Genomic DNA, 11,737 nt, shown 5'->3' on the forward strand with positions numbered 1-11,737 from the left:
CCCCCACTGTTTCCTCCCCGTCGCCGTCCCCCTCCGCTTCCCCGACTCCGACCCCGACCCCGGCCGCGGCCACCCTGCTCGGCGCCGGGGCGGCCGACGACCACGGCGGCCGCCGCGGCCGGGACAAGGATCGCGGCAGCGACGACGCCTCCGACGACAGCAGTTCGGGCAGCCACGGCTCGGACGACCACGGTACGGACGACCATGGCGCCGACGACCACGGCTCCGTCGGCAGCCCGGCGCCCCAGGCGGACGACCCGGCCATCGGGACCATCGGCGACACCGTCCAGGAGGGCTCCGGGCACGCGGTGGTCGACGGGCGCAGCGCTCCGTACCGGTTCGCCACCGTCAAGGCCACGGATCTCGGCGGCCGGACGGTGCTCGTCCACGCGGGCGCCTCCCTGGCGGCCCGCGAGAGCGCCGTGCGCAGCGCCGCGGTGGCGATGCTGGCGGGACTGCCGCTGGTACTGCTGGTCGTCGGCGGCGTGACCTGGCTGGTGACCCGGCGCGCGCTGGCGCCCGTGGAGGGCATCCGGCGGGAGATGGCGGCGATCACGGCCTCGGAGGACCTCTCGCGGCGGGTACCGGAACCCGCCTCGCACGACGAGGTGGCCCGGCTGGCCCGCACCACCAACGAGACGCTCACCGCGCTGGAGGCCGCCGTCGACCGGCAGCGCCGCTTCGTCGCCGACGCCTCCCACGAACTGCGCAGCCCCATCGCCTCGCTGCGCACCCAGCTCGAAGTCGGCTCGGCTCACCCGCAGTTGCTGGACGTGCCGGGCGCGGTCAAGGACACCGAGCGGTTGCAGCACCTCGCGGCCGATCTGCTGCTGCTCGCCCGGCTCGACGCCGGTGAGCGGCCCGGGCAGGGGCGCGTCGACCTGGGCGAACTGGTCCGTGAGGAGCTGGGGCACCGCCCCGCCGACCGCACCCAGGTCTCCCTCCACGCCGACGAGGAACTCCAGGTGGCGGGTTCGCGCGGTCAGTTGACCCGGGTGATCGGCAACCTGCTCGACAACGCCCAGCGGCACGCGCGCGCCGAGGTCGTCGTGCGCGTGACGGCCCGGGGCGACCGGATCGTCCTCACGGTCGCGGACGACGGCAGCGGCGTACCGGCCGCCGAACGCGAGCGGATCTTCGAGCGGTTCGTACGACTGGACGACGCGCGCGCCCGCGACGACGGCGGCGCGGGACTGGGCCTTGCCATCGCCCGCGACGTGGCACGCCGCCACGGCGGCACGCTCACCGCGACCGAGTCGCCGTCCGGCGGCGCGCTCTTCGAACTGAGCCTGCCCGCGACGGGCGTCCCCACGCCCGCGCACACGACTGCGATGCGCGCCCAGGAGTCCTGAGCCGGTCGGCGTCGGGCGCGGCGGTGTTCACAGTTCGCCTTCCAGGACCGTCTGGATGATCGGGGGACGGTTCCAGAGGGCCAGGATCTCGTTGGCGAGGGACACGGTCGACAGCACGTCCTGGGTGCCGCGCACGAGGACCGCGGCGGCCGACAGGCCGCGCGGGACGGCTCCCGCGTCGAGCAGGACACGCCAGTCGTCCGGACCGATCTCCAGGAACTCCAGTTCCGTGAGGCCGACGATCTCCAGCGGGTTGGCGAGCGTGCCGGGGTAGGCGCTGAGGGTCCGCAGCCGGGGCAGCCCGACGACCGGGGCGAGGCTCAGCGGCGGATCGTCCCACACGCCGATGGACAGGACCTCCAGGCCCGGGTGGGCGGCGGCCTCGATGCTCGGCAGGCGGCGGACGTTGACGTACGCCACCGGCGACGGCCGCTCTCCGCCCGAGCTCCTGGCGCGTTGGCCGCGCCGGTTCGTCACCAGGTCGGTCAACGAGTCCGCGACGAGGGAGGCGCCGATGTTCTCCTCGTGGCTGAGGAAGACGACCTGTCCCAGGTGTCCGGCCGGGCCTGGGGTGAGGTCGACGGCCAGCCGGTCGCCACCGCCGTTGTCCCCGAAGGCGATCCAGCCGGGTGAACCGACCACGCCCTGCACCGCGGCGTCGGGCGCGGTGTCGACCGCTTCCATCGCCGCGAACTCCCATCGGCACGGGCGGGACTCCGCGTCGGCGATGTAGAGGTCGTCCAGCCCGAAGAGCTCACAGCCGACTGCCGTCCAGTGACGGGTCGCGGCCTCGTAGTCGTCACCCCAGTCCTCCCAACGGGACCGTGTCACCCGGTAGATCGCCCTGAGCTCCTCGGGCAGCGTCACGCCGAGGCGTGCCTCCGCGGCGGCGATCTCCGCCTCCGTGGCGCCGATGGCGTCGGGCAGCCGCTCACGCAGCGTCCGCTCCAGCAGTACCGGGTCCGCCGAGGGGGCAGGCACCGCCCCGGGCGCCGGATCGGGCAGGACGCGCCACGGCTGCGGGAGTGCGCCCTCGACCAGGCGGAGCGCCCCCGGGTGCGGGGTGCCGATCCCGGGATCCACGGCGGGGCTCAGCGCGAGCAGCCGGAGCTCGGTCCTGCCGCTCGGCGATATGTCCGCCGTGAACGCGATCTCCTCGACACCGGTGTCCGCGAGCACCGACCGCACCCGCTCCGCCGCGGCGCGACCGGACTCCGGCATCCGTCCCCGCAGCGGCAGACTCCAGCCGTCCCTGCCGATGCTTCCCGCCACGCGGCCGGTGCGGGCGGCCTGCCCGTCGGCGTGGTTGTCCCGCAGCAGCCGCAGCACGGGGGCCCAGGTCGCGAAGTCGTTCAGCGACGGCACCGGATCGTCTCGATCAACCATGCGCACACCGTACGGTGAGCCACTGACATCGACGGCGGTCGCCGGGCCGGCACCTCGGTGCTGCCATGACTGCCGCCCTCGACTTCCGTGCCGTAGAGGCCTGTTGTGCCGATTGACAGGGACCCGCCACGTCGGTTCACTGCCGGGAAGACAGGTACGGACCAGGATCGGCTGCCGCCCGGCTCGTCGCGGGCCGTCGGCCACGCCCTGCCGACCGGCATCCCCCAGCGTGGATCGAGGCGAGTACCGGTGTTCTTGCGCAGCTCCGACATCGTTGTCGGCTCACGGTTCCTCGACTTCCTGGTGGCGGCCGTCCTCGCGTGCGCGGCGCTCGTCCCGGCGGCCGCGCCCGCGGAGGCCGCCGGCCAGGTGTGCGTCCTGGCCTGCGACACGCTGGACCCCTCGCTGGCCCGGCAGGAGAGCTTTCCGGTGCCGGACAAGAACCTCAACGGCCGCCGCCTGGAACTGCACGTCTCCGACGCGGACGACATGGCGTGGGCCAGCATCGACGAAGGAGTGACCGGCGACTCGGTCTGGCTGGACCGCTCCTGGGACGGCGGCGCCACCTGGGAAGGGCTGCTCGGCAAGGCCTCGATACCGGGGACCTGGACCGGCACCAGAACGCTGATGTACAACGTCACCGACCCGCGCGGCCACCGCCGCGGGCTGGTCCGGGCCTGCGGCGACGCCGCCGCCGTCGGCTGCACCGACTGGACCTACCCCACCGTCTGCGACGTGCTGTGCGACCGCACCGACGCCGCCCGGGCGGCGGGCGACGACCAGCCGGTGCCGTCCACCACGCTGTACGGCCGCACCATCCGGCTGCACTTCGACCAGCGGAACGCCATGGCCTGGGCGAGCGTCGAATCCGGGGCAGGCGGCGACGAGATCTGGCTGGACCGCTCCTGGGACGGCGGTTCGACCTGGCCGGACGGCTCCTCCCTCGGCCGCACCGCCGTCCCGGGCGGTGCGACCGGCACCCGTACGGTCATGTACGCCACCCGCGACCCGCGCGGCCTGCTGTACGGCGGTGCGGTACGCGCCTGCGGCCGTGCGGCCGGGCACCAGGAGGGCAGCTGCACGACATGGGCCAGGCCCGCGCCGACCAGGCCCCGCGCCGCCGCCGACGCGCTGATGTCCGCGTACGACCCCTACAACGGCTGGTGGCCGAGCAGTTGGTGGAACTCCGCCGCCACCCTCACCGCCCTCGTCGACTTCGCCGGGACCACCGGCACCCACGACTACGACTGGGTCGTGGCGCGCACCTACGCGCAGAACAAGGGCGTCTTCGCCGCCGGCGTGCGCAGTTCGGACGCGATCGAGGGCCACTTCATCAGCCGTTCCATCGACGACTCGGGTTGGTGGGCCATCGCCTGGATCGACGCGTACGACTACACCGGCGACTCCCGCTATCTCGACGAGGCCGTCACCATCGCCGGCTACATCCAGCAGTACTGGGACCCCGGCACGTGCGGCGGCGGTGTGTGGTGGGACCGGGAACGCACCTACAAGAACGCGGTGACGAACGGTCAGTACCTGTGGCTGGCCACCGCGTTGCACCAGCGCCTCCCGGGCGACACGGTATGGCTCCAGCGGGCCAGGACCGCCGCCGCCTGGTACCGGTCCAGCGGGCTGATCGGCTCCTCGGGACTGGTGAACGACGGACTGACCGCCTCCTGCGCCAACAACGGCGGCACCGTGTGGAGTTACAACCAGGGACTGGCCATCGGCGCGTTCACCGAGCTGTGGCGGACGACCGGGGACGATTCGCTGCTGACCACCGCGCGGACCCTGGCCGACGCCGCCCTGAGCAGCCCGGCGCTGACCCGCGACGGGGTGCTGACCGAGTCCTGCGACCTCGGCACGGCGTCCTGCGACGACAACCAGAAGCAGTTCAAGGGCGTCTTCATGCGCAACTTCGCCGACCTCGCGCGGGCCACCGGCTCCGCCGCCTACCGGAGTTATGTCCAGAAGCAGGCGGACACGCTGTGGGCCCAGGACCGCAGTGCCCTCAACTCCCTCGGCGAACGCTGGGCCGGGGCCCCTCCCAACCAGACGGACTGGCGCACCCAGGCCGGCGCTCTCGCGGCGCTCACGGCCGCGGCGGGCTGACGACCGGCCCCGGGCGCGACACCCACGCGCTGCTCGCAGGACAGCGGACAGCACGGCGCCGACCGGCCGCCCCGCGCGGTGCGGGGCGGCCGGTCGGCGGCAGTGGGTCAGACGTTGCGCCGGTACTGGCCGCCGACCTCGAAGAAGGCCTCGGTGACCTGCTGGAGCGAGCACACGCGGGCGGCGTCCATGAGGACCTCGAACACGTTGCGCCCGCTGGTGGCCGCCTCCTTGAGCGCGGCGATGGCGGCCTGCGCCGGGTCGCGGTGCCGGTCCTGGAAGTCGACGACGCGCTCCAGCTGGGACTGCTTCTCCGCCTCCGTGGCCCGGGCGAGTTCGACCGTGGTGGCGGACTCGTCGGCGGCGCGCGGGTTGCGGAAGGTGTTGACGCCGATGACCGGCAGCGTGCCGTCGTGCTTGCGCTGCTCGTAGAGCATGGACTCGTCCTGGATGCGGCCGCGCTGGTAGCCGGTCTCCATCGCGCCGAGCACGCCGCCGCGTTCGCTGATCCGCTCGAACTCGGCGAGGACCGCCGCCTCGACCAGGTCGGTGAGCTCGTCGATGACGAACGAGCCCTGGAGCGGGTTCTCGTTCATGGCGAGCCCCCACTCGCGGTTGATGATGAGCTGGATGGCCAGCGCGCGCCGGACGGAGTCCTCGGACGGTGTGGTCACCGCCTCGTCGTAGGCGTTGGTGTGCAGGCTGTTGCAGTTGTCGTAGATGGCGATGAGCGCCTGGAGCGTGGTGCGGATGTCGTTGAAGTCCATCTCCTGGGCGTGCAGCGAACGGCCCGAGGTCTGGACGTGGTATTTGAGCTTCTGGCTGCGCTCGTTCGCGCCGTAGCGCTCGCGCATCGCGACCGCCCAGATCCGGCGTGCCACCCGGCCCAGGACCGAGTACTCCGGGTCCATGCCGTTGGAGAAGAAGAAGGACAGGTTGGGGGCGAAGTCGTCGATGTCCATGCCCCGGGCCAGGTAGGCCTCGACATAGGTGAAGCCGTTGGCCAGGGTGAACGCCAGCTGGCTGATGGGGTTCGCCCCGGCCTCGGCGATGTGGTAGCCGGAGATGGACACCGAGTAGAAGTTGCGCACCTGGTTGGCGATGAACCACTCCTGGATGTCGGCCATCATCCGCAGGCTGAACTCGGTGGAGAACAGGCAGGTGTTCTGGCCCTGGTCCTCCTTGAGGATGTCCGCCTGGACGGTGCCGCGCACGGTCGCCAGCGTGCGCGCACGGACCTCGGACGCCTCCTGCTCGGACGGCTCGCGGCCCTGCTCGGCCCGGAACGCGTCCAGCTGCTGGTCGATCGCGGTATTGAGGAAGAAGGCCAGGATGGTCGGGGCCGGACCGTTGATGGTCATGGACACCGAGGTGGTGGGCGCGACCAGGTCGAAGCCCGCGTAGAGCGCCTTCATGTCCTCCAGCGTGGCCACCGACACCCCGGAGGTGCCGACCTTGCCGTAGACGTCGGGCCGCTCGCCGGGGTCCCGGCCGTACAGCGTCACCGAGTCGAAGGCGGTGGAGAGTCGGGTCGCCCGGCTGTCCTTGGAGAGGTAGTGGAAGCGCCGGTTGGTGCGCTGCGGGTCGCCCTCGCCCGCGAACATCCGGGCCGGGTCCTCGCCCTCGCGCTTGAACGGGAAGACGCCCGCGGTGAACGGGAAGTACCCGGGCAGGTTCTCCCGGCGCAGGAAGCCCAGCAGGTCCCCGGCGTCGGAGTAGCGCGGCAGCGCCACCCGGCGGATCCGGCTCCCGGACAGCGACTCGCGGGTCAGCTCGGTGCGCAGCTCGCGGTCGCGGACGCTGACCACCAGTTCGTCGCCGGAGTACGCCTCCTTGGTCGCCGGCCACTGCTCCAGCAGCGTCCGTGCCTCCGGCGCCAGGTGGTGCCGGGCCTGCTCCAGCAGCCCCTGCACATCCGCCACCGGCAGCCCGGCGGCGCTCAACTGCGCGCACACCGAGTCGAGTTGCTGTACCCGACGCGCCTGCTCGGCCCAGCTCTCGGTATCGGTGTGATAGCGGCGCACGGTCTCGGCGGTCTCGGCCAGGTAGCGCACGCGGCTCGCCGGTACGATCTGCGCCGCGCCGCTGGAGTGACGTACCGTCACCGCGGGCAGCGCGCCCTCGGCCGTCGTCAGGCCGCGGTCGGCCAGCAGGTCCCGGAGGCGCTGGTAGAGGGCGGTGACACCGTCGTCGTTGAACGTGGCGGCGCTGGTGCCGAAGACCGGCATGTCCTCGGGGCGGGAGCCGAACGCCTCACGGTTGCGCACCAGTTGCCGGCCGACGTCGCGCAGGGCGTCGGCCGCGCCGCGCCGCTCGAACTTGTTGATCGCGACCACGTCGGCGAAGTCCAGCATGTCGATCTTCTCGAGCTGGGAGGCGGCACCGAACTCGGGTGTCATGACGTACAGCGAGACGTCGACGTACGGAACGATCGCCGCGTCGCCCTGTCCGATGCCCGGCGTCTCCACGATCACCAGGTCGTACCCGGCCGCCTTGCACGCGCCGATGACGTCCGACAGCGCCTCCGGGACCTCGCGGACACCGCGGGTGGCCAGGGACCGGAAGTAGATCCGGTCGCCGTCCAGGCTGTTCATCCGGATCCGGTCGCCCAGCAGCGCTCCGCCGCCGCGACGGCGGGTCGGGTCCACCGCCAGCACCGCCACCCGGAGCCGGTCGTGCTGGTCGGTGCGCAGCCTGCGGACCAGTTCGTCGGTCAGCGACGACTTGCCCGAGCCGCCGGTACCGGTGATGCCCAGGACCGGAACATCGCGCGCCGCGGCGGCCTCGCGCAGCACCGCCAGTTCCGCCTCCGGTACATAGCCGGCCTCCAGGCCGCTGATCATGCGGGCGAGCGCGTGGCGGTCACCGGCCAGCACGGCGGACAGCTCGCTGGGCGCCTGGCGCCACAGGGAGGTGTCGCACTCCTCGATGATCGAGTTGATCATCCCGGCGAGTCCGAGGCGCTGCCCGTCCTCCGGAGAAAAGATCCGGACCCCGGACCGGGCGAGCCGGGCGATCTCCTCGGGGACGATGACGCCTCCGCCGCCGCCGAACACCCGCACATGGCCCGCGCCCGCCTCGCCCAGCAGCTTCACCAGGTACTCGAAGTACTCGATGTGGCCGCCCTGGTAGGACGAGACCGCCACGCCGTGCGCGTCCTCCTCCAGAGCCGCGTCCACCACGTCCTGCACGGACCGGTTGTGCCCCAGGTGGATCACCTCGGCACCCTGGGCCTGGAGAATCCGCCGCATGATGTTGATGGCCGCGTCATGGCCGTCGAACAACGCCGACGCGGTGACGAAGCGGACAGGGTGCTTGGCCCGGTACAGCGGAGGCCGGACCGGCTCGGCTATGGACATATGCCCTCCTGAGGAAACTGCAACGCCTGGGTGCGGCGTCCCGGGACCGCGCGGGCACACGGACACACGAGTAGGCCAAGAATCACCGTACGTATAACTACTAGGACTTCCAAGTAAATGCCGATCGCGGTCCACGGGCAAGGGTGGCCAGGCCCCTGTGACCCACATCACCACAGAATGTGCACCGCCCCGGCGAACGACCGGCCAATGACAGGCGACAGGCAGCAGGCAGCCAGAAACAGGCAGCAGGCAGAAACAGGCCCTCCCGCACCGCGCTGGTCAGGTACACGGTTCGGCAGGGCCCGGATCACCAAGCTAGCGGTGCCGGGCCCGCCACCGCCCCAGACACGCCCGGCGGGACCCCGCGTCAGGCGGTCTCGTCCAGGACGGCGCCGAGGCGGGCCAGGACGTGCGGCCAGCCCTCGCCCATACCCTCGTACGCCTGCCGGCCCATCGGGGAGTCGAGGTCGAAGCCCGCATGGGTGAGGACCAGCCGGGTGCCCTCGCCCTCCGGCCGCAGCTCCCAGGTGACGGTGGTGTCGAGCGTGCCCTCGGCGAACCGGTAGGCCAGCAGCCGCCGCTCGTCGACCTCGGTCACCTCGCAGGGCTGAAGGCCGAAGTTGCCCATGTCGAGGGTGAAGCGATGCCCGACGACGGGCTTGACGTCGCCGGCCGCCCACCAGCGGGCGTGCAGCTCGGGGTCGGTCAGGGCCCGCCACACCTTCGCCGGAGGGTGGGGCAGGAACTTCTCGCAGGTGATCGTGTCGTTCTCGATCATGTGTCGTCTTCCTCGTCCAGAAGATCGGCGAGCGCCTCCAGGCGCTGCCGCCAATACTGTTCAAACGGGTGCAGCCACTCACCCACCTCGGCCAGCCGGTCGGCCTGGAGGTGGTAGAAGCGGTGCCGGCCGCGCGGCTCCTCGCGCACCAGTCCGGCGGCACGGAGCACCGCAAGGTGTTCGGAGACCGCGGGCCTTCCGAGCTCGAACATCCCGGCCAGCTCACTCGCGGAGCACGGCCCTTCCCGCAGCCTTTCGAGCAGCCTGCGGCGCACCGGATTGGCCAGGACGGCGAACACGTCGGTCGGCATGCCACAACGTTACGTCGGAAATCTCCGACGCGTCAACGCGCGACCCGGCGGCGTCCCCGGTACGGCGGCACGCATCCTGGGGCGCGGGCCGAGGGCGCACACCCGCGACCGGGCGCGGGAGCCCGGCCGCGACGGAGGTCGTTAGCCCATCCGCCGCCCTGCGGGTGCACGCGCACCGCGCCGACTCGCGCTCCGGCGACCTGCGCAAACGGATCAACAAGCGCCCCGGCTTCGCCTGTCCGGGCGACGCGCACGCCGACGACTCGTGTTGCGGAGCTGACGGGGTGTCGATTTCCTCGACCGTAGAGCCCACAGGGGCACTGCACAGACAGGCCGACCCTTGCACTTCTGGAGGATTCTCATGCGAAACAACCCCATTGGCGTCGGTATCGGCCTTCTCTTCGGTGTCCTGGCGCTGGCGAGTCCGGCCTTCGCCGACTCGGGCGACTCTCATCTCCGCATCAACCCGGGCGACGGCTCACCGGGTTCCACGGTCACCGTCACCGCCACGGGCTGCGCTCCGGGCGAGACCTTCGGCAAGGGCGAGTCGAAGGCGGCCGGATCGTTCCAGCTCTTCGAGGGCGACCACGAGGGCGAACTCACCGGCGAGTTCACGATCCCCGAGGGGCAGGACCTCGGCACCGACACCGTCACCGTGAAGTGCCCGCCCAAGACCATGATCACGGATACGTACGAGATCGGCGGTCGGGAGCCGGGCGGCGCCGTCGCGGCGGGCTTCGGAGACATCGGGGACAACCAAGCGCAGCTGGCCGTGGGCGGTGCGCTGGTCGCCGCGGCCGGCGCCGGGTATGTGGTCAGGATGCGCCGCCGTCCGCACGGCGTCCGCGGCTGACCGCCCAGCTCCCGCCGCACCGGCCCGGCAGCACAACCCCGAGGACCGCGGGCATGAACCGCATCCGGCCGCAGTCGAGAAGGCGAACCGGGACGGGACCCGGGCGCAGGACCTGCGCTCCCCCGCACCGGTTCGTCCCCCCGGCCACGATTCTGGCCCTGGCGCTGGTGATCGGCAGTGTGCTGATCTTCGGCGCCCTGAACGACACGCAGTCACCCCCGGAGCCGTCCGCCGAGCAGGCCTTCGCCCCGCCGGAGGCAGGCGGCACCGCCTCGGCGGCACCCCCTGGCGTGCCGCCGCTGCCGCGCGCGCAGCCCGTACGGATCCGTATCCCCGCCATCCATGTGAACGCCCCCTTCACCAAGCTGCACCTCGACAAGGCCGGAGTGCTGCGGCCGCCGCCCGCCGCCGACGCCCACCTCGCCGGCTGGTACAGCGAGGGCACGGCACCGGGTTCGCGAGGCACGGCCGTGACCGTGGGGCATGTGGACACGCCCGCCGGCGACCTCGGCGTCTTCTACGAACTCGGCACCCTCACCAAGGGCGAGACGATCGAGGTCGGCCGCGCGGACCACCGCACGGCCGTCTTCACCGTCGACGCCGTCGAGGCCTACGACAAGGACAGATTCCCCCGCAAGAAGGTCTACGGCCGCTCCGAGCGGCCCGAACTCCGCCTGATCACCTGCGCCGGATACGTCAGGGGCGCCGGGTACCAGCGGAACATCGTGGTCTACGCGACGCTCACCGGGTCGAAGAAGTCGGACTGAGCCCCCGGCCTGCGCGGCGAGCCGCCGGGGGCCGCCGGATAATCCCGTGCCGTGCCGCCGCCGGAGGTGCAGACTCCCACCATGGCGGAGATGGTGGCGTTCCGGGACGCGGTCGACGGCTGGGCGACCGGCGGCCCCGGCGGGCCGGCGACCGATCTGGCGGTGCGGCTGGGGATACGGACGGCGGTGCTGCTGGAGGGGGCGAGTGACCTCGCGGCCGTGGAGGCACTGGCCGCCCGGCGCGGCCGTGACCTGGCCGCCGAGGGGGTGTGCGCCGTGCCGATGGGCGGGGCGATGAACGTCGGCCGTTATGCGGCCCTGCTCGGGCCGCCCGGCCTCGGCCTGCGGCTGACCGGGCTGTGCGACGCGGGCGAGCAGCGCTTCTACGAGCGCGCTCTGGAGCGGGCGGGGGCACCGCACGCGGGCTTCTTCGTGTGCGTGAGCGACCTGGAGGACGAGCTGATCCGCGCGCTGGGCACCGCGCGGGTCGAGGAGATCGTCCGCGCCGAGGGCGACCTGCGTGCCTGGCAGACTTTCCGGCACCAGCCCGCGCACCACGGGCGGCCCCCGCACGGGCAGTTGCGGCGCTTCCTCGGCACGAAGAAGGGCCGCAAGATCCGCTACGGCCGTCTCCTGGTCGAGGCCCTCGCCCCCGAACAGGTGCCGGCCCCGCTCGACGACCTCCTCGCGAGCCTGTGACCCGGTGACCGCGGAGCACCGCGGCGACGACGGCCGGAGGGTCGCCGCGGCGGTCCGCACCCCCGGGTAGTGGTTCAGACCTGTTCCATGTGTCGCGCATTCAGACCGGCGTCGCCGAAT

At 72.3% G+C, this 11,737-nt stretch carries 9 protein-coding genes; 5 read left to right on the plus strand and 4 right to left on the minus strand.

The window, feature by feature from the left end; all coding sequences use genetic code 11:
- A partial coding sequence (locus FNH09_RS22450) for a sensor histidine kinase (protein WP_152890785.1) occupies positions 1–1,352 on the plus strand: 1,352 nt, incomplete at its 5' end.
- Positions 1,353–1,379: 27 nt separating this feature from the next.
- Here FNH09_RS22450 and FNH09_RS22455 read toward each other — a convergent pair.
- A complete protein-coding gene (locus tag FNH09_RS22455) occupies positions 1,380–2,738 on the minus strand; it encodes an SMI1/KNR4 family protein (protein ID WP_152890787.1) in 1,359 nt (452 codons plus the stop codon).
- A gap of 489 nt (positions 2,739–3,227) precedes the next feature.
- On the opposite strand from FNH09_RS22455, the gene FNH09_RS22460 reads away from it, so the two are divergent.
- Entirely contained in the window at positions 3,228–4,850 is a 1,623-nt protein-coding gene (locus FNH09_RS22460; RefSeq protein WP_238426972.1) for a glycoside hydrolase family 76 protein, read from the plus strand.
- A 107-nt stretch (positions 4,851–4,957) separates the two neighbouring features.
- Here FNH09_RS22460 and icmF read toward each other — a convergent pair whose 3' ends face one another.
- The 3 genes from icmF to FNH09_RS22475 all read right to left on the minus strand — a co-directional run bounded on the left by icmF (position 4,958) and on the right by FNH09_RS22475 (position 9,298).
- Positions 4,958–8,209: a fused isobutyryl-CoA mutase/GTPase IcmF gene (gene icmF / locus FNH09_RS22465; protein ID WP_152890790.1), complete on the minus strand. Its 3,252-nt coding sequence runs from the start codon at positions 8,207–8,209 to the stop codon at positions 4,958–4,960.
- A gap of 367 nt (positions 8,210–8,576) precedes the next feature.
- Positions 8,577–8,987, minus strand: coding sequence for an SRPBCC family protein (locus FNH09_RS22470; protein ID WP_152890792.1), 411 nt, complete (start codon positions 8,985–8,987; stop codon positions 8,577–8,579).
- Positions 8,984–9,298 (minus strand): ArsR/SmtB family transcription factor, encoded by a 315-nt coding sequence (locus tag FNH09_RS22475; RefSeq protein ID WP_152890794.1) that lies wholly within the window; start codon positions 9,296–9,298, stop codon positions 8,984–8,986. The genes FNH09_RS22470 and FNH09_RS22475 overlap by 4 nt, the downstream gene beginning before the upstream one ends.
- A gap of 361 nt (positions 9,299–9,659) precedes the next feature.
- Here FNH09_RS22475 and FNH09_RS22480 point away from each other — a divergent pair, with 361 nt between their 5' ends.
- The 3 genes from FNH09_RS22480 to FNH09_RS22490 all read left to right on the plus strand — a co-directional run bounded on the left by FNH09_RS22480 (position 9,660) and on the right by FNH09_RS22490 (position 11,617).
- Positions 9,660–10,151, plus strand: coding sequence for a sortase (locus tag FNH09_RS22480; protein WP_152890796.1), 492 nt, complete (start codon positions 9,660–9,662; stop codon positions 10,149–10,151).
- 53 nt (positions 10,152–10,204) lie between these two features.
- Entirely contained in the window at positions 10,205–10,918 is a 714-nt protein-coding gene (locus FNH09_RS22485) for a class F sortase (RefSeq protein ID WP_152890798.1), read from the plus strand.
- An 81-nt stretch (positions 10,919–10,999) separates the two neighbouring features.
- Positions 11,000–11,617: a TOPRIM nucleotidyl transferase/hydrolase domain-containing protein gene (locus tag FNH09_RS22490; RefSeq protein ID WP_152890800.1), complete on the plus strand. Its 618-nt coding sequence runs from the start codon at positions 11,000–11,002 to the stop codon at positions 11,615–11,617.
- Positions 11,618–11,737: the final 120 nt, after the last annotated feature.

Source organism: Streptomyces adustus (genome assembly GCF_009377175.1).
Lineage (GTDB): Bacteria > Actinomycetota > Actinomycetes > Streptomycetales > Streptomycetaceae > Streptomyces > Streptomyces adustus.

Coding starts and splice junctions, on each gene's coding strand:
- FNH09_RS22455 (WP_152890787.1), bottom strand. CDS start 2,738: ATGGTTGATCGAGACGATCCGGTGCCGTCGCTGAACGACTTCGCGACC.
- FNH09_RS22460 (WP_238426972.1), top strand. CDS start 3,228: ATGGCGTGGGCCAGCATCGACGAAGGAGTGACCGGCGACTCGGTCTGG.
- icmF (WP_152890790.1), bottom strand. CDS start 8,209: ATGTCCATAGCCGAGCCGGTCCGGCCTCCGCTGTACCGGGCCAAGCAC.
- FNH09_RS22470 (WP_152890792.1), bottom strand. CDS start 8,987: ATGATCGAGAACGACACGATCACCTGCGAGAAGTTCCTGCCCCACCCT.
- FNH09_RS22475 (WP_152890794.1), bottom strand. CDS start 9,298: ATGCCGACCGACGTGTTCGCCGTCCTGGCCAATCCGGTGCGCCGCAGG.
- FNH09_RS22480 (WP_152890796.1), top strand. CDS start 9,660: ATGCGAAACAACCCCATTGGCGTCGGTATCGGCCTTCTCTTCGGTGTC.
- FNH09_RS22485 (WP_152890798.1), top strand. CDS start 10,205: ATGAACCGCATCCGGCCGCAGTCGAGAAGGCGAACCGGGACGGGACCC.
- FNH09_RS22490 (WP_152890800.1), top strand. CDS start 11,000: ATGGCGGAGATGGTGGCGTTCCGGGACGCGGTCGACGGCTGGGCGACC.